Origin of the sequence: Stappia sp., assembly GCF_040110915.1 — a bacterium.
GTDB lineage: Bacteria > Pseudomonadota > Alphaproteobacteria > Rhizobiales > Stappiaceae > Stappia.
Genome location: NZ_CP157793.1, coordinates 3,058,919 through 3,076,251 on the forward strand (window position 1 = coordinate 3,058,919; position 17,333 = coordinate 3,076,251).

12 protein-coding genes are annotated in these 17,333 nt (G+C 70.0%); 9 read left to right on the forward strand and 3 right to left on the reverse strand.

Translation table 11 applies throughout. From position 1 onward, the window contains the following. Positions 1 to 77 precede the first annotated feature (77 nt). The 3 genes from ABL312_RS13740 to ilvD all read left to right on the forward strand — a co-directional run bounded on the left by ABL312_RS13740 (position 78) and on the right by ilvD (position 5,229). Positions 78 to 2,489 (forward strand): methyl-accepting chemotaxis protein, encoded by a 2,412-nt coding sequence (locus ABL312_RS13740; RefSeq protein ID WP_349357960.1) that lies wholly within the window; start codon positions 78 to 80, stop codon positions 2,487 to 2,489. Between the two features lie 36 nt (positions 2,490 to 2,525). After that, positions 2,526 to 3,326, forward strand: a complete 801-nt coding sequence (locus ABL312_RS13745; protein ID WP_349357961.1) for a TIGR01458 family HAD-type hydrolase — start codon at positions 2,526 to 2,528, stop codon at positions 3,324 to 3,326. 145 nt (positions 3,327 to 3,471) lie between these two features. Beyond that, positions 3,472 to 5,229, forward strand: coding sequence for a dihydroxy-acid dehydratase (gene ilvD, locus ABL312_RS13750; RefSeq protein WP_349357962.1), 1,758 nt, complete (start codon positions 3,472 to 3,474; stop codon positions 5,227 to 5,229). Positions 5,230 to 5,430: 201 nt separating this feature from the next. On the opposite strand, the gene ABL312_RS13755 is transcribed toward ilvD, so the two are convergent. Continuing rightward, the gene (locus ABL312_RS13755; protein WP_349357963.1) at positions 5,431 to 6,930 is read right to left on the reverse strand and encodes an NADP-dependent isocitrate dehydrogenase; all 1,500 of its coding nucleotides are present in this window, start codon (positions 6,928 to 6,930) and stop codon (positions 5,431 to 5,433) included. Positions 6,931 to 7,090: 160 nt separating this feature from the next. On the opposite strand from ABL312_RS13755, the gene ABL312_RS13760 reads away from it, so the two are divergent. Together ABL312_RS13760 and ABL312_RS13765 are read left to right on the forward strand one after the other, a co-directional pair. Beyond that, the gene (locus ABL312_RS13760) at positions 7,091 to 7,987 is read left to right on the forward strand and encodes a LysR family transcriptional regulator (RefSeq protein WP_349357964.1); all 897 of its coding nucleotides are present in this window, start codon (positions 7,091 to 7,093) and stop codon (positions 7,985 to 7,987) included. Positions 7,988 to 8,238: 251 nt separating this feature from the next. Continuing rightward, positions 8,239 to 8,976: a response regulator transcription factor gene (locus tag ABL312_RS13765; protein WP_349357965.1), complete on the forward strand. Its 738-nt coding sequence runs from the start codon at positions 8,239 to 8,241 to the stop codon at positions 8,974 to 8,976. Between the two features lie 53 nt (positions 8,977 to 9,029). On the opposite strand, the gene ABL312_RS13770 is transcribed toward ABL312_RS13765, so the two are convergent. Beyond that, the gene (locus tag ABL312_RS13770; RefSeq protein ID WP_349357966.1) at positions 9,030 to 10,385 is read right to left on the reverse strand and encodes a hybrid sensor histidine kinase/response regulator; all 1,356 of its coding nucleotides are present in this window, start codon (positions 10,383 to 10,385) and stop codon (positions 9,030 to 9,032) included. Continuing rightward, positions 10,382 to 11,623 (reverse strand): FIST N-terminal domain-containing protein, encoded by a 1,242-nt coding sequence (locus ABL312_RS13775; RefSeq protein WP_349357967.1) that lies wholly within the window; start codon positions 11,621 to 11,623, stop codon positions 10,382 to 10,384. The genes ABL312_RS13770 and ABL312_RS13775 overlap by 4 nt, the downstream gene beginning before the upstream one ends. Before the next feature lie 261 nt (positions 11,624 to 11,884). Between ABL312_RS13775 and ABL312_RS13780 the strand changes: the two genes are divergently transcribed. The 4 genes from ABL312_RS13780 to ABL312_RS13795 all read left to right on the forward strand — a co-directional run bounded on the left by ABL312_RS13780 (position 11,885) and on the right by ABL312_RS13795 (position 17,256). Beyond that, positions 11,885 to 12,700, forward strand: a complete 816-nt coding sequence (locus tag ABL312_RS13780) for a carbon monoxide dehydrogenase subunit G (RefSeq protein ID WP_349357968.1) — start codon at positions 11,885 to 11,887, stop codon at positions 12,698 to 12,700. A gap of 349 nt (positions 12,701 to 13,049) precedes the next feature. Continuing rightward, positions 13,050 to 13,538, forward strand: coding sequence for a (2Fe-2S)-binding protein (locus ABL312_RS13785; protein ID WP_349357969.1), 489 nt, complete (start codon positions 13,050 to 13,052; stop codon positions 13,536 to 13,538). A gap of 370 nt (positions 13,539 to 13,908) precedes the next feature. Next, on the forward strand, positions 13,909 to 16,278 hold the full coding sequence (locus ABL312_RS13790; RefSeq protein ID WP_349357970.1) for a xanthine dehydrogenase family protein molybdopterin-binding subunit: 2,370 nt from the start codon (positions 13,909 to 13,911) through the stop codon (positions 16,276 to 16,278). 174 nt (positions 16,279 to 16,452) lie between these two features. Further along, positions 16,453 to 17,256, forward strand: coding sequence for a xanthine dehydrogenase family protein subunit M (locus ABL312_RS13795; protein WP_349357971.1), 804 nt, complete (start codon positions 16,453 to 16,455; stop codon positions 17,254 to 17,256). Positions 17,257 to 17,333 lie beyond the last annotated feature (77 nt).

A 17,333-nucleotide genomic window follows, 5' to 3' on the forward strand; every position in this document is an offset into this window, starting at 1 on the left:
CTTAATCCTTCTCTCTCACGCTGCGGAAAGTAGACCACGCAAACGCCGCAAGGCGGCGATCCGGGGGCAGTGGACACATGACACGACATTCAGCACGCGTGCGGCAGGGTCTCGCCTTCACCACCCTTGCGGGCCTGGCGATCATCGCGCTCGCGATGGCGGCGATCGGGGCGAGCGGCCTCACATCGATCCGCACCCTGTCGGCGCATCTCGGCGCCGCCTCGACGGCCAGCGAGACACTGGACGGCATCCGCGCGGTGATGGTGCGCGCCAACGCCTTTCTGGCCGGTGGCACGCCGGAGGCCCAGACCGCTCTGACGCAGGTGATCGCGGACGAGCGCGGCCGGCTGGCCCGCGCCACGGAGCGTCTCGCCGACGACGCCGCCCGGGCGGAGTTCACGGCCATTGTCGCCGGGCTCGACGCGGTTCCCGCCCAGGCGGCCGAGGTCGCCGCGACCCGCGCGGCCTATCGCGACAACGCCGAGACGCTGGAGGCGCTGGCGGTGGCGAGCGAACGCGCCGTCGCCGAAACGGCGGATGCCGTGCGTCAGGCCACGCTGTCCTTCCGCTCCGAGGAAGCCGTCGTCCAGGGGCCCTTCGCCAAGGCCGCGGGGCTCGCCCGGGAGATCGACCGCATCGGCGCCGCGCTGGACCAGTTGGGTACCGCAGTGGCCGAGGGGCTGCTGCCCGACCCCCTCGCCGACACCGCCGCGAGCCTGAGCGCCACGGCGAAGCGCATGCGCTTCAAGGTGCCGCCGCCGGCCCGCCCGGCGCTCGGACAATTGACCGCCCCGCTGTCCGACATCGAGGCGCTGCTCGCCGAGGCGGCGGACGGATCACTTTCGGACAGCCAGAAGTCCCTCTTCGCACAGGCGCGCGCCGAGGCCGACGCCGCGCTGGCGGCGCTCGCCCAGGCCGGGCTCGCGCCGCTCGCCGAGACGATCGACGCGCAGGCCCGCATCGAACAGGGCGGGGCCATGCTGGATACGCTCGACGGCCATGTGACGGCGGCCGCCCGCATTCTCACCGATCTGCGGCTCGCGGTGGTGGCGTTTCGCGGCGATCCCGGGCCCGAGGCGCGCGAGGCGCTGACCGCCGAGATCCACAAGTTCGCCGTGCGCGTCGAGGCCGCCCGCACCGAAGTCGCGGGACAGGCCGACTGGGACACGCTGCTGGCGCCGCTCGCCGAACAGGCGCGCGTGCTGGAAGGCGACGTGCCGGGGATCACCGAGGCGATGATCGCCCAGCGGGCGAGCGACCGCCGCGCGGCAGACGCCATGGCGACGGCCCTGAGCGAGATTTCCGCGTCGGTGCGCGCCGGTGTCGCGCGCATCGAGACCCGCGCCGCCGAGGATGCCCGCGCCGCGCTGTGGACCATCGCGATTGCCTTTCTCTTTGGTGCTGGGTGTCTCGCGGCCGCCGCCTTCGGCGTGCTTGCCCGCGTGCTCAAGCCGCTGCGCCGGATGACCGACAGCATGCACCGGCTCGGCGAGGGCGATCTCTCCGTCCCGGTCGAGGGCACGGAACGCTCCGACGAGCTCGGCCTGATGGCCCGCGCGGTCGCCGCCTTCCGCACGGGGCTGGTCGAGCGCGAGCGTCTGGCCGCAGAGCAGGAGCGCGAACGCGCTGCCGCCCGCGAGCGCCAGGCCGCGATGGAGGCAATGATCGACGATTTCCGCAGCCAGGCGAGCACCCTCGTCGACGGCGTCGACCGGCTGATGGCGGATCTCGACAGCGCCGCGCACGAGCTGACCGGCATCGCCGACACGGCCACCTCGAGCACCGCCGAAGCCCGGGAGGCCTGCCAGCTCGCGCATCGCGAGGTCGCGAGCACGGCCGAAGCTGCGGACGGCGTGACCGGGTCCATCGAGGAAATCACGATGCGGATCGGCGAGACCATCGCGACGATCGGCGACGCCGCGCGCCGCGCGGAAAGCACCAACGCCTCGGTCGCGGATCTGGCCGAGGCCGCGCAGGACATCGGCAAGGTGGTCAAGCTGATCACGGATATCGCCGAGCAGACCAACATGCTGGCGCTCAACGCCACCATCGAGGCGGCGCGCGCCGGAGACGCCGGCAAGGGCTTCGCCGTGGTCGCCTCCGAAGTGAAACAGCTCGCCGGACAGACGGCCAAGGCCACCGTGTCGATCTCCGACCAGATCCGCAAGGTCCAGGCGTCCACAAACGAAGCCGTCGACGCCATCGCCCGGATCGCCGAAACCATGGCCGCCGCCAGCGGCTCCACCTCGGCCATCGCGGAGGCCGTGGACCGCCAGCGCGGGGCCACGCAATCGATCAGCGCCTCGGCGGAAACCGCGAGCAACGGCACCCGCGACGTCGTCAGCAACATCGACCGGGCGATGACGGCGGTGGAACGCACCCGCTCCTCGTCGGAACGCGTCGATGCGACCAGCACGCAGGTGATCGAGATGAACCAGCGCCTGCGCGAGACGGTGGAGACCTTCCTGCAGCGCGTCGCCGCCGCCTGACGGTCCGGGGCGAAACCCGGCGGAACGAGCGCGATCTTGACCCTTCCCGTGCCCGCCGTCATCGTGAGCGCCATGGTCAAGGGCGTGCTGATCGACATTGCCGGCGTCGTGACGTCCGGCGAGACGCTGCTGCCCGGCGCCCGCGCCGCGCTCGCGCGGCTCGATGCCGCCGGCCTGCCCTACCGCTTCGTGACCAACACCACCCGCAAGCCGGTGCGCGCCCTGCTGGCGCAATTCGCCGCCCACGATCTCGACGTCGCGCGCGACCATGTCTTCACCCCGGCACAGGCCGCCGTTGCCTGGCTCGGCGGGAACGGCTACGCCCCGCATCTGCTCATCCACGCCGATCTGATGAAGGACTTCGCCCCCTGCCGCACCACCGGTCCCCGGGCCGTGGTCGTCGGCGACGCGGGACCCGCCTTCACCTACGCGAGCCTCAACGCCGCATTCCGCCAGATCGTCGACGGCGCTCCCTTCCTGGCGCTGGCCACCAATCGCGTCTTCCGCGACACCGACGGCGAACTCAGCCTGGATGCCGGCGCCTTCGTCACCGCGCTGGAACATGCCAGCGAGACCTCGGCCAGGGTGCTCGGCAAGCCGGCCCCCGCCTTCTTCGCGGCGGCCGCGGCAAGCATGGAGCTGAAGCTCTCAGACGTCGCCATGATCGGCGACGATGCCGAGGCCGATGTGGCCGGCGCCTTGCGCGCCGGGGCCGGTACGGCGCTCCTGGTGCGAAGCGGCAAGTATCGCAAGGGCGACGAAGGCCGCGCCACGCCCGCCCCTTCCGCGACGGTGGCGGATATCGGCGCCGCGGTGGACCGCCTGCTTGGGCCCTGACCCGCCGCGCCCCGGCGCCCATGCCGGGCGCCGATCTCCCGCAATCGATGCTCCCCGGCATTTATATCCGTAGTATTACTTGGTAAGACGGCGAGCGACCTGATACCACTTGGGGTCGAAACCAACAGCGGAGGAACGGCACGACATGGCGGATGGGGATCGCGAAAGCGCAACAACGGGGAAGAAGACCTGGGACAAGTCGCGGATGCCCAGCCGGCATGTGTCGGTCGGACCGTCGAGTGCCCCGCATCGCTCCTACTACTATGCCATGGGCATGACCGAGGAGGAGATCGCCCAGCCCTTCGTCGGCGTCGCGACCTGCTGGAACGAGGCCGCGCCCTGCAACATCTCGCTGGGCCGTCAGGCGCAGGCGGTGAAGAAGGGCGTGAAGGCCGCCTTCGGGACTCCGCGCGAGTTCACGACCATCACCGTCACCGACGGCATCGCCATGGGGCATGCGGGCATGTACGCCTCGCTTCCGAGCCGCGATCTCATCGCCGATTCGGTCGAGCTCACGGTGCGCGGACACGGCTATGACGCGATCGTCGGCCTGGCCGGCTGCGACAAGTCGCTGCCCGGCATGATGATGGCGATGGTGCGCATGGACGTGCCGTCGGTGTTCATCTACGGCGGCTCGATCCTGCCCGGCCGCCTGCGCGGGCGCGACCTGACCGTTCAGGACGTGTTCGAGGCCGTGGGCCAGCATTCGAGCGGCAAGATGTCGGCGGAGGAGCTGAAGGAGATCGAATGCGTCGCCTGCCCGTCGGCCGGTTCCTGCGGCGGCCAGTTCACGGCCAACACCATGGCCTGCGTGTCCGAGGCGATCGGGCTCGCGATCCCCGGCTCCGCCGGCGCCCCCGCGCCCTACGAAAGCCGTGACGCCTTTTGCGAGGCCTCGGGCGAAGCGGTCATGCATTGCCTGGAAAAGGGCATCACGCCGCGCAGGATCGTCACCCGCAAGTCGCTGGAAAACGCCGCGCGCGTCGTCGCCGCCACCGGCGGGTCGACCAATGCCGGTCTGCACCTGCCGGCGATCGCCAATGAGGCCGGCATCGACTTCGACCTCAACGACGTGACGCGGATCTTCCGCGAGACGCCCTATATCGCCGATCTCAAGCCCGGCGGGCGTTATGTCGCCAAGGATCTTTACGAGGTCGGAGGCGTCGGCATCGTGCTCAAGGCGCTGCTCGACGCGGGTCTCCTGCACGGCGACTGCCTGACCGTCACCGGCAAGACGCTCGCCGAGAATCTGGAGAACGTGGTCTTTCCGACCGATCAGGACGTGGTCCGCCCGGTGTCCAACCCGCTGTCGTCCTGGGGCGGCGTCGTGGGCCTGAAGGGCAATCTCGCCCCCGAGGGCGCGATCGTGAAGGTCGCGGGCATGAAGAACCTGAAGTTCACCGGCCCCGCGCGCTGCTTCGACCGCGAGGAAGCCGCCTACAAGGCGGTGGAGCGCGGCGACTACAAGGAAGGCGAGGTGCTCGTCATCCGCTACGAGGGCCCTAAGGGCGGCCCCGGCATGCGCGAGATGCTGGCGACCACCGCCGCGATCTACGGCCAGGGCATGGGCGACAAGGTGGCGCTGATCACCGACGGCCGCTTTTCCGGCGCGACGCGCGGCTTCTGCATCGGTCATGTCGGACCGGAAGCCGCCGTCGGCGGTCCCATCGGGCTGCTGCGCGACGGCGACATGATCACCATCGACGCGGACGCGGGCACGCTCGAGGTTGCGCTTTCGGACGAAGAGCTTGCCGCGCGCAAGGCCGACTGGACGCCGCTCGAGAGCGATGTGGGCGCCTCCGGCGCGCTGTGGCGCTACGTGCAGACCGTCGGCCCGGCGGTGACCGGCGCGCTCACCCAGCCCGGTGCCAGGGCGGAGAAGAAAAAGTACACGGATCTCTGACGCCACGCCTGTGATGGCACACTCTCCCCGGCGCTTCGGTGCCGGGGAGAGTGTGGCGATACGGTCAGGCGAACTCCCACCAGGGAACGACAAGGGCGGCGGAGCCCGAAAGCGCCGCCGCCCTGCCCGTCGGCGCCCGCCCGTCCAGGCGCCGACATACTCGTGCAGGCGCGTTCCCGCGCGCCCCGCTTACTGTCCCTCTTACTGGCCCTGCCCCAGCGAATAGCCGAGTTGGCCGTCGAACTCGTAAAGATGCTCGGTCTTCACGAAATCGATGCCGGCCTTGGCAAGCTGCGTCAGCAGCGCCGCCACCTGCGCCGATTGGCCCGTGCCGTCGAACATGAAGCGGCAGCGCCAGTGATCGGTCGCGAAGGTCTCCGGCAGTCCCTCCGGCCAGACCTTGGTGCCCCGGTTGGTGATCAGGATCAAATCCAGCCCCTCAACCGCGTTCGCCGACTTGAGCGCCGCGGCGAGCGCATCCGCATCCGCCTCGCGCCAGTGCACGAAGACGTCGACGCCGACGAGCGTCTTGACCTGCGGCGCCGGCCGGCGCGGCGGCGCGATCTCGACCGGCCTGGCGTCGAGCGCATAGGAGACGGCGGGAAGTGTGCGCGGGCTCTCGCCGAGCCGCGCGATCACGGCCTCGGCGAAGGCATCCGTGCCGACCTTCTCCGCGCTGTCGCCCGCCTTGTGGATGTCGGCGGTGTGAATGCCGTCCTCGATGGTCTTGAGCCAGGCGTTGTGGATCTTGCTTGCGATCTCCGGCTGGCCGACGTGGACCAGCATCTGCACGCCGGCGAGCAGCAGGCCGGACGGGTTGGCGACATTCTGCCCGGCGATGTCGGGCGCGGAGCCGTGGATCGCCTCGAACATCGCGCAATGCTCGCCCACATTGGCCGAGGCGCCGAGCCCTACCGAGCCGCTGATCTCGGCGGCAACGTCGGAGATGATGTCGCCATAGAGGTTGGAGGTCACGATCACGTCGAAGATCTCGGGCCTGGCCGCCAGCCGCGCGGTGCCGATGTCGATGATCCAGTGATCGGTCTCGATCTCCGGATACTCCGCCGCGATCTCGTCGAACACCTTGTGAAACAGACCGTCGGTCAGTTTCATGATGTTGTCCTTGGAGAAGCAGGAGACCTTCTTGCGGCCGTTCGCCCGGGCATAGTCGAAGGCATAGCGCACGATGCGCTCCGTGCCCGGCCGCGAGACGAGCTTCAGGCACTGGTAGACCTCGTCGGTCTGGCGATGCTCGATGCCGGCGTAAAGATCCTCCTCGTTCTCGCGCACGATCACCACATCCATGTCCGGATGCTTGGTGGCGACGAAGGGCGACAGCGCCGCGCAGGGCCGGACGTTGGCGAAAAGGCCGAGCGTCTTGCGGATCGTCACGTTGAGGGACTTGTAGCCCTTGCCCTGCGGCGTGGTGATCGGCGCCTTGAAGAAGACCTTGGTGCGGCGCAGCACATCCCAGGATTCCGGCGCGATGCCCGAGGTCAGGCCCTGCTCGTAGACCGCCTCGCCGATCTCGATTTCCTCCGGCGCCAGCCGCGCGCCGGCGGCCGTCAGCACCTTGAGCGCGGCCGACATGATCTCCGGGCCGATGCCGTCGCCATGGGCGATGGCGATCGGCACGGCGTCGGATGCGCCGATGGACCCGGTATCGGAGGAAGCGGCACGGGCCGCGGGATGCACGTTCATTCTGTCGTCTCCGGCTAGCAATACCCGAGGGGGAGGACGCGGACGGTGCGCGGCGCGCGGCGCGCACGGCGATCCGCCGATCGGGCGATGGCGGCGACCGTAGACAGGGCCGATGAATTTGATAAATGAATTGTGATCGCATCATCCATTGGCAAAACTCATGAAGGCACTGCCCGAAACCGTCGACCTGCCGCTGCTGCGCGCGTTCGTTCTTGTAGCCCGCACGGGCAGCTTCACCCGCGCCGGCGTGGAGCTGTTCCGAAGCCAGTCCGCCGTGTCGCTGCAGATCCGCAAGCTGGAGACCGCGCTCGGCGCCCGCCTCTTCCGCCGCAGCGCCCGCGCGGTGGTGCTGACGCCGGCGGGCGAGCGGCTGTTCGACTACGCGAACCGCATCCTCGAACTGCACACGCAGGTGCTCGCCGCCTTCCGCGAGGGCGAGGTGGCGGGGCTGGTGCGCCTCGGCACGCCGGAGGATTTCGCCACGACGGATCTCTCCACGGTGCTCGCCGCCTTCGCCGCCAGCCATCCGGGCGTCCAGCTCGAGGTGACCTGCGACCTGACGCTGAACCTGATCGACCTGTTTCGCGCCGGCGCGCTCGACGTCGCCCTGCTGAAGCGGGAGCCGAGCGGCCCCGTCGACGGGCAGCGGGTCTGGCGCGAGCCGCTCGTCTGGGTCGCCGCCAGCCCCGAGGCCTTTGCCCTGCGCGAAACGGTCCCGCTGGTGGTGAGCCCCGAGCCCTGCGTCTACCGCAAACGCGCCTTCGACGCGTTGGCGGCCACCGGCCGACGGGCGCGGGCCGCCTATGTCTGCGGCGCGCTGACGGGCGCGCTCGCCGCCGTGCGCGCCGGGCTGGGCGTGACGGTGCTGCCGCGCCACATGGCCCCGGCCGATCTGGCGCTCGACGCAGGTCACGCCATGCCGGCGCTGGCCGACACCGAGATCGTGCTGCAAACCGCCTCCGACGCCGGGCTGACCGCGCGCCGCCTCGCCGATCACATCGCCCGCGCCTTCGGCGACGAGACCCGTGCGCCCGCGAAGGAGCTCGAACCGGCGTGAATCCGGCCGCACCCGCGCCGCCTTCGAGCCCCCCGGTCTCTTGGCCTTTAGTCCGCTTGCCGGCGCCCCCCGCATTTCCGATGCTTGAAGCGGGAAGGCATGGCGCTACGCGCATATTCCCCTGCCCTCAAACCCGCGCGGAACGGGAGGCCGCATGCGGGAAGCGCGACCGGACGGCAAGTGCCGTGCCCAGTTGCACGTTGCATTGCCGCACGGGGGACGCGTATGGTCGCTCCCGGCGAGTGCACGACATGACCTTCGGCGACACGCCCCTTCACGACATGACACCCGGCGCCATGGCGAAATTCCTGATCATCGACGATCATCCGCTGTTTCGCGAGGCGCTGCACAGCGCCGTGGAACTCGCCTACCCGGCCGCCGACACGCGCGATGCCGCATCGCTCGACGAGGCCTGCCGCATTCTGGAGGAGGATGCGGGCTTCGACCTCGCCCTGCTCGATCTCAACATTCCCGGCGTCAAGGGCATGGACGGCCTGCTGCATCTGCGCACGCATTTCCCGCGCCTGCCCGTGGTGGTCGTCTCCGGCCACGAGGACCCTCGGATCGTGTCCCAGGTGATGGCCTATGGCGCGGCCGGTTTCCTGCCGAAATCGGCGCGCAAGGCGACGCTGGCCGACGCGATCCAGCAGGTCATCAACGGCGCGGTCTTCGTGCCTCAGGACCTCCAGGGCGACGAGGCCTCCCGCCTCGACGCCCATGTCGAGGAGATGATCCGGCGGGTGAGCAGCCTGACGCCGCAACAGCTCAAGGTTCTGCGGATGCTGTGCGACGGCCTTCTCAACAAGCAGATCGCCTATGAACTGCAGGTCGGCGAGACGACCGTGAAGGCGCATGTCTCGGAGATCCTGCGCAAGCTCAACGTCTTCAGCCGGACACAGGCGGTGATCGAGATCGCCCGGCTCGATGCGCTCACCGGCCTCGGCGCCCTCGCGCGGGCCCGGGACGACGCCCCGCCCGACCGGGTCTGAGGTCAGGTTCCCCGGCGCCATCCGGTCACCCGCCCCCCCGGCCCTTGCGGCCTTCACGCGTCGTCGCGCGCCATCAGCATATGCGTCATGAGGGCGCGCAGCTGCGCCGGTTTCACCGGCTTTGTCATCACCTCCGCCTTGAGCGCGGCGGCCTGCGCGAGCACCGGCTCCGCCGCATCCGCCGTCGCCAGGATGGCCGGAACCCGGCGCGTCAGGCGCGCGCACACCGCACGGACGACCCGGGTGCCGAGATCGCCGCGGTCGAGATGCTGATCGGCGATGATCAGATCGGGTGCCCAGCCGCCGCCCTCGAGGGTCGCGACCGCCGCCTCCTGCGTGCGCGCCACGCGAAAGACGCAGCCCCAGGTCTCCAGCAGCGTCGACATGGCGCGGATCACGTCGCCGTCGTTCTCCACCAAAAGGACCCGGCGCCCCTTGAGCGCGCCGTCCGTGCCGGAGCGCGCCGGCGGGGCCGGACGCTGCGGCGGATCGGCCGGCGGCGGACAATGGGGCGCGAGAATGCGGAAGCGGCTGCCCTTGTCCACTTCCGACATCAGCGAAAGATCGTGCCCCAGCGCCTCCACCAGCCGCTTGACGATGGACAGGCCGAGCCCGAGCGCGCATTGCCCGTCGCTCCCGCTTCCCGGATTGGCGCCGCGATGGAACTCGTCGAAGATCCGCTCGTGCTGCGCCAGCGGGATGCCGCAGCCGGTGTCGACCACCTCGATCATCACCCGCGCGCCGCGCCGCCGGGTGCCGATCAGCACGCCCCCCTGATCGGTGTAGCGGATGGCGTTGGAGATCAGGTTCTGCAGGATGCGGCGCAACATGGTGCGGTCGGACCAGACATGGGCGTCGGCGATGGCGGTCTGCAGCCGCAACCCCTTGGCCTCGGCGGTGGGCCGCAGGTCCGACAGGAGCGAGGCGACCACCGGCGCGAGCGGCACGGCCGCGTAGTCGGGCACGGTCACCCCGGCATCCAGACGCGAGATGTCGAGCAGCGTGTGCAAAAGCTCATGCATCGTGTCGAGCGAGCGCTCGACCTGCGCCACCATCGCGCGCCCGCGCTCGCTCTCCTGCAGGTCGTGCAGCGCCGACATGGTGAGTTGCGCCGCATGCAGGGGCTGCAGCACGTCGTGGCTGGCGGCGGCCAGAAAGCGGGTCTTGGAGGCGTCCGCGCGCTCGGAGATCTCCTTCTGGCGGGCGAGTTCGGCGTTGGCGCGTTCCAGATTGCGCAGGGTGGTGGTGAGTTCGTCGGTGCGCCGCCGCACCTCCGAGTCCAGCGAGATCGCCGTCTGGAACAGCGAAAAGGCATTGCCCTGCTGATCCATGGCCCGTTCTACCCGGTGCATCAGCGCCGCGTTGATCTTCTTCAGCCGTTCCGGATCCTGGACGTCGAGCCCGCTCATGCGCGCCTCTCCACAGTTGCTCCGGTGGCGGCTCCGTTGGCGGCCCCGGTGCCGAAGGCGATGCCGGTGAAGGTCTGGTTCAGATGCATCGACAGATATTGCTCGCCGTAGGTCGAGAAGCCGACCACATTGTTCTCGCGGTAGATCCGCGAAATCCTGTGCGTCACCTGCCGGTTGCGCGCATCGATCCGGCGCAGCACGCAATCGAAGCCGAGCACGAAATCGATTCCGCCGAGCCGCGCGTCGACCGCATCGAAGGCGTCGCGCGTGCTGCGCGTCATGCCGGCGGGCTCGGCGACCGTCATCACGATGCCGTCGTCGATCGCGCAGAAGAACGACAGCGACCCGTCCGCGTTCATCTTCTGCACGGAGCGGCAATAGTATTCGCCGCCAACCCGCACCACGAGCGGATGCGAGGCGAAGCTCATCGGCGAGAGCGCATGCGGGTCCATGCCGATCACCCGGGCGTATTCGGCCGCCGCCGGCGCGGCGTTGAACTCATGTACGACGCGCCGCGAGGGATCGGAGCGCGTGACCACGAGCTTCGCCGGCGTCGGCACGAAATTGTCGGTCTTGAACACCTGGAAGGGGATGTCCGTCTCCACCAGAAGCACGAGGGCGCAGTCGGTGGCGATCTCCCCGTCGAGGATCAGGGACGTCGCGGAAAAGCGCATGTCGTCGCCGGCCGAGCCGCCGAGCAGCGGGATGTCGTCGAGCGCCCAGTGCAGGGCGGCCGACACGGCTTCCTCCGCGAAGGACAGCCCGTCGATCAGGCACAGCGCGAAGGCCCTGCCGTCGCCGACGCGTTCCGCGTCCGGGCGGAAGGCGCGCTTGGCCGCGCCGACCTCGCGCACCATCCGCTCCATGCCCGCGCCGCGAATACCGGCAAGGCGCAGGGCGTCGACGCGAAACCGGTCGGCTGGAAAGAGCACAACGACGAGATTGCCTTCGGACAGGCCCTCGCGGGTGACCTCGCCCGACGTCGAGCAGGCCGCATAGCGCAGGCCCGCGCAAGCCTCCGCCATGGCCGCGCACACGGCGTCCGGCGCGATCCGGCTGGCGGAGAAGAAGACCAGCGCGAAGCCGGCGTCGCCGCGCCTGCGCGCCTCGGCGACCGCGCGCCAGAAGCCCGCGTCCCGGGGATCGGCTGTGCTCAGCACAGCGACCCCGCACGCATGGGTGACCCCGCAGGCGTAGGTCGCCCCGCCCGCATCGGTGATGCCATCCGTCGACCGCACGGTCTCCTCCCTCGTGCCGATGCGCGCCCGTTCGGATCGGGTCTTTGCGGCACCGGATCAGTCTAGGGGTCCGCCCCCCGATTTCAAGCGCGCCCGCCGGCCGCTGCGGCAAAACGGCGGCCGTCTCTCTCCCCCTGCCCCGGGCACTCTGCCAGAAAGTACAGTGTACAGACCCGCGCCCCATGGCGTTTCATGGATCGCGCGGAAGGGGCGACGGCCGCACCAGACGGAGCCGGACCCGTCCGCGAGGGAGGACGCTTTATGGATTTGGTTGGGGAGTACCGGATTTTTGCGGCTCGGGCCGCGGTCTGGGATGCGTTGAACGACGCGGATGTTCTGCGTCGGTGTATTCCGGGGTGCAAGGATCTGGAGAAGGTCTCGGACACGGAGATGACGGCGACGGTTGTCGCGAAGATCGGCCCGGTGAAGGCGACGTTCAAGGGCGGGGTGACGCTTGAGAACCTGAACCCGCCGGAGAGCTACACGATCGTGGGCGAGGGCAAGGGCGGTGTCGCGGGCTTTGCCAAGGGCTCGGCGGACGTGCATCTGGCCGAGGAGGCTGCGGAAGAGGCGGGCGACGCCGGCTCCGGTGCAGGCGCCGATGCGGGTCCGGTGACGGTTCTGACCTACAAGGTGCATGCGCAGGTGGGGGGCAAGCTGGCGCAATTGGGCAGCCGGCTGATCGTGTCGACGTCGCGCAAGATGGCGGACGAGTTCTTCAGCGCGTTCAAGGAGATCGTGGAGGGCGACGGCGCGGCGGCCGGGGAGACGGCGGCCGGGGATGGCGCGGCGACGGCGGCTTCCGCGACCGCTGCGACGACGGCCGCGACCGACACGGCCGAGGCCGCGACCGAAACGCAGGAGAGCATGACGGAGCGGGTGTCGCAGTCTGTGTCGGAGGCGGCGCATGCGGTCGAGGAGCGTGTGGAGCACGCGGCGGAGGATCTCGGCAAGGCGGCGCATGAGGTGGAGGAACGGGTCGAACAGGCGGCCGAACGCGGCTTTCTGGGCGGCCCGATGATGTGGGGCCTGATCGCGCTGGCCGGTCTGATCGCGCTTCTGGCGCTCTTGAGCTGAGGTCGCGCGCCCCGGTGCCCCCCGTGTCCCCGGTGCCCCCGTGTCCCCGGTTCCCGCTGCCCCCGAGGGCGCCGGGCCGCCGGCCGGGCCGGACACCGGGTCCCGGGTCGGACACCGAGTTGAAGTGTGGATGGGTCGACGCGTGGACGGGACGAGGGTGCGAAGCATGCCGGGCCTGAGCGCAGGACAGAGGACCGGAGCGACGGGCCAGCGCGACGGGCCTGCGCGACGGGCCAGCGCGATGGGCCGGGGATCGAGGACCGGGACCGGCCTGACCGGATATCGGGCCTGACCGGATATCGGGCCTGAACGAGAGAGACCGAACGAGGGTTAACGAGGGAGGATGCGCATGGCCGAAGTGACCATGACGGTGAACGGCAAGTCGGTGTCGAGGACGGTGGAGGACCGCACGCTTCTGGTGGAGTTCCTGCGCGAGGGCGCGGGTCTGACGGGCACGCATGTGGGCTGCGACACCTCGCAGTGCGGGGCCTGCGTGGTGCATGTGGACGGCAAGGCGGTGAAGGCCTGCACGATGCTGGCGGCGCAGGCTTCGGGCGCGTCGGTGACGACGGTGGAGGGTCTGGCGTCGGGCGGCGAGCTGCACCCGGTGCAGGCGGCCTTCCGCGAGCATCACGGCCTGCAATGCGGCTTCTGCACGCCGGGGATGATCATGGCCGCCGTCGACATGATCGAGCGCCTGGGCGCGCCGCTCGACGAGGCGACGATCCGGGCGGAGCTGGAGGGCAACATCTGCCGCTGCACCGGCTACCACAACATCGTCAAGGCGATCGCGGCGGCGAGCGAGACCATGGCGGGGATGAAGACGGCCGCCGAATAGGCCGGCGGCGCCCGGCCGGGACGGCCCGGACGAACCCGGGACGGACGGGGCGCGCTGCAGGCATACCGGCAAGAGAGCGCCGTTGGAGGACGGCGCCCCTGGACGGTGACGGCCCTGGAGGAAACCCCGCGCGTCTTCGGAAGAGCCTCTTCGGAAGAGCATCTGCGGAGGAGCCTCCGGGGAGGCGCGGCGGGAGGAGACGGCGGCGCGCGCCGGGGGGCGCGAGGGCCGCAGGCGGAGACGCCACACAGGTGAGCCACACAGGCACGCCACACAGGCGAGCCGGACAGGTGAGCCAAACAGGCACGCCGGAGACGGAGGACGCGATGCTGCGCCCCGGAGCCGGTCAGGACCCTTGAGGGAGGATGCAATGGCAGGATCGACGGAAGGCATCGGCGCGCCGGTGAAGCGGCGCGAGGACAAGCGCTTCATCACCGGCAAGGGGCGCTACACGGACGACATGGCGGTGGCGGGCATGTGCCATGCCGCCTTCGTGCGCTCGCCGCACGCCCATGCGAAGGTGCGGGGCATCGACGCGGAGGCCGCGCGCGCCATGCCCGGCGTGATCGCGGTTCTGACCGGCGAGGAACTGGTCGCCGACGGGGTCGGCAACCTGATCTGCGGCTGGATGATCCACTCCAAGGACGGCACGCCGATGAAGATGGGCGCCTGGCGGGCGCTGGAGGGCGAGACCGTGCGCCATGTCGGCCAGGCGGTGGCGGTGGTCGTCGCCGAGACGCGCACGCAGGCGCGCGACGCGGCCGACGCGGTGGTCGTCGACTACGACCCGCTGCCGGCGGTGGTCGATGCGCTGGACGCGCTCGAGCCGGGCGCGCCGCAGCTGCACGAGGAGGCGCCGGGCAACCTGATCTTCGACTGGGAGATCGGCGACGCGGCGGCGGTCGACGCGGCCTTCGCCGCGGCCGCGCATGTGACGAAGATGGAGATCCGCAACAACCGTCTGGTGCCCAACCCGATGGAGCCGCGCGCGGCGCTTGCCTCCTACGACGCGGCGGAAGAGCACTACACGCTGTGGACCACCTCGCAGAACCCGCATGTGGCGCGGCTGGTGCTCTCGGCCTTCTACAACATCGCGCCGGAGCACAAGCTCCGGGTGATCGCGCCGGATGTCGGCGGCGGCTTCGGCTCCAAGATCTACATCTACCCGGAAGAGATGGTCTGCCTGTGGGCCTCGAAGAAGACGGGCGTGCCGGTCAAATGGACCTGCGACCGCACGGAGGCCTTCCTCACCGACGCCCATGGCCGCGACCATCATTCGCAGGCCGAGATGGCGCTCGACGCCGACAACCGGATCACCGGCTTGCGGGTCAAGACGGTGGCGAACCTCGGCGCCTATATGTCGCTGTTCTCCTCCTCGGTGCCGACCTATCTCTACGCCACGCTGCTGTCGGGCCAATACGACATCCCGGCGATCCATGCGAACGTGAAGACGGTCTACACCAACACCACGCCGGTGGACGCCTATCGCGGCGCGGGCCGGCCGGAGGCGACCTATCTGGTGGAACGCATGATGGAGACGGCGGCGCGCGAACTGGGGGTGGACCCGGCCGCGTTCCGGCGCAAGAACTTCGTGCGCGCCTTCCCGCATCAGACCCCGGTGATCATGTGCTACGACGCGGGCGACTACGACGCCTCGCTGGACGCGGCACTCAAGGCCATCGACTACGACGGCTTCGCGGCGCGCAAGGCGGAGGCCGCGCGGCGCGGCAAGCTGAGGGGTCTCGGCTTCTCCTGCTACATCGAGGCCTGCGGCATCGCGCCCTCGCAGGCCGTCGGCTCGCTCGGCGCCGGCGTCGGCCTGTGGGAATCGGCGGAGGTGCGGGTCAATCCGGTCGGCACCATCGAGGTTCTGACCGGCTCGCACAGCCACGGCCAGGGGCACGAGACGACCTTCGCCCAGTTGGTGGCGGAGCGGTTGGGTGTCGGGCTCGACACGGTGTCGATCGTGCATGGCGACACCGACAAGGTGCAGTTCGGCATGGGCACCTACGGCTCGCGCTCGGGCGCGGTCGGCATGTCGGCGATCTCGCGGGCGCTCGACAAGGTGGAGGCCAAGGCGAAGAAGCTCGCCGCCCATCTGATGGAGGCGTCGGAAGGCGACATCACGCTGGAGGGCGGCACCTTCAAGGTGGCGGGCACGGACAAGGAGCTGCCCTTCTTCCAGGTGGCGCTGGCCGCCTATACGGCACACAACATGCCCGACGGCATGGAGCCGGGGCTGAAGGAGGGGGCCTTCTACGATCCCACCAACTTCACCTTCCCCTCCGGGACCTACATCTGCGAGGTGGAGGTGGATCCGGAGACCGGCAAGACGGAGATCGTGGACTTCGTGGCGGCCGACGACTTCGGCACGATCATCAACCCGATGATCGTGGAGGGTCAGGTGCACGGCGGGCTGACGCAGGGCATCGGCCAGGCGCTTTACGAGAACGCGGCCTATGACGCGGACGGGCAGCTGCTGTCGGCCTCCTACATGGACTATTGCATGCCGCGCGCCGACGACGTGCCGTCCTACCGGCTGATGACGACGGTGACGGAATGCCCGGGCAATCCGCTGGGCATGAAGGGCTGCGGCGAGGCCGGGGCCATCGGCTCGCCGCCGGCGGTGATCAACGCGATCACCGACGCGATCGGCACCAACGCGCTGGAGATGCCGGCCACACCCGCCAACGTGTGGCGCGCGCTCCAGGGCGCGCAGGCCGCGCAGGCGGCCGAGTAAGGCGCTCAAGCCCCCGCGGCCGGCCCGGGTCGGTCGCGGGGAGGAGCGCCACGACGACAGCACGGATGATGTGCCGGTCGGTCCGGCAAGCCCCATTGAGGAAGGCTCACAGGGCAAGCCTCACGGGAGACGGGCCATCCGGCGAAGACGGGATCAGGGTGAGGAGACCCGAGGATGTATGAGACCAGCTACCACCGGGCGACGAGCGTGGCCGACGCGGCGGCGAAGCTTGCGGCCAGCGACGAGGGCAAGATCCTGGCCGGCGGGCAGACGCTGCTGCCGACGATGAAGCAGCGGCTTGCCGCGCCCTCCCATGTGATCGACGTGCGCCACATCGCCGACATGGCCGGCATTGCCGAGACCGGCGCGGGCGGGGTGCGCATCGGCGCGGCGACGACCCATGCCGAGGTGGCCACCTCGCAGATCGTCCAGCGTCTGCTGCCGGGGCTCGCAAGCCTTGCCGGCCACATCGGCGATCCGCATGTGCGCCACATGGGAACGATCGGCGGCTCGCTCGCCAACAACGACCCGGCCGCCGACTATCCCGCCGCCGCCCTTGCGCTCGGCGCGACGATCCACACCGACAGGCGCCAGATCGCGGCCGAGGACTTCTTCACCGGCCTGTTCGAGACCGCGCTCGACGACACCGAGATCGTCACCGCGGTGGAGATCCCGGCCGCCACAACTTGCGCCTACGCCAAATACCCCAACCCCGCCTCGCGCTACGCCATGGTCGGCGTCTTCGTGGCGAGGACCGACGCGGGCGTGCGCGTCGCGGTGACGGGCGCCGGCGCCGACGGCGTCTTCCGCCACACAGGCCTGGAAACAGCCCTTGAGGCCGACTTCTCACCCGACGCCATCGCCGGCGTGACCACCGACGCAAACGGCCTGCTCGCCGACATCCACGGCTCCGCCGACTACCGCGCCCACCTCATCACCGTCATGGCAAAACGCGCCGTAAACGCCTGCAAACCCTGAAACAAATCCCCCGGCCCGGACAAAACCCCGGGCCAGGGGAAGCAGGTGCGGCGGGGCGCAGGCGAGCGGGTCTCGAC

Excerpts from the sequence above, each read along its gene's own strand:
- ilvD (WP_349357962.1), top strand. The coding sequence starts at position 3,472 with ATGGCGGATGGGGATCGCGAAAGCGCAACAACGGGGAAGAAGACCTGG.
- ABL312_RS13780 (WP_349357968.1), top strand. The coding sequence starts at position 11,885 with ATGGATTTGGTTGGGGAGTACCGGATTTTTGCGGCTCGGGCCGCGGTC.
- ABL312_RS13755 (WP_349357963.1), bottom strand. The coding sequence starts at position 6,930 with ATGAACGTGCATCCCGCGGCCCGTGCCGCTTCCTCCGATACCGGGTCC.
- ABL312_RS13785 (WP_349357969.1), top strand. The coding sequence starts at position 13,050 with ATGGCCGAAGTGACCATGACGGTGAACGGCAAGTCGGTGTCGAGGACG.
- ABL312_RS13765 (WP_349357965.1), top strand. The coding sequence starts at position 8,239 with ATGACCTTCGGCGACACGCCCCTTCACGACATGACACCCGGCGCCATG.
- ABL312_RS13770 (WP_349357966.1), bottom strand. The coding sequence starts at position 10,385 with ATGAGCGGGCTCGACGTCCAGGATCCGGAACGGCTGAAGAAGATCAAC.
- ABL312_RS13790 (WP_349357970.1), top strand. The coding sequence starts at position 13,909 with ATGGCAGGATCGACGGAAGGCATCGGCGCGCCGGTGAAGCGGCGCGAG.
- ABL312_RS13760 (WP_349357964.1), top strand. The coding sequence starts at position 7,091 with ATGAAGGCACTGCCCGAAACCGTCGACCTGCCGCTGCTGCGCGCGTTC.
- ABL312_RS13795 (WP_349357971.1), top strand. The coding sequence starts at position 16,453 with ATGTATGAGACCAGCTACCACCGGGCGACGAGCGTGGCCGACGCGGCG.
- ABL312_RS13740 (WP_349357960.1), top strand. The coding sequence starts at position 78 with ATGACACGACATTCAGCACGCGTGCGGCAGGGTCTCGCCTTCACCACC.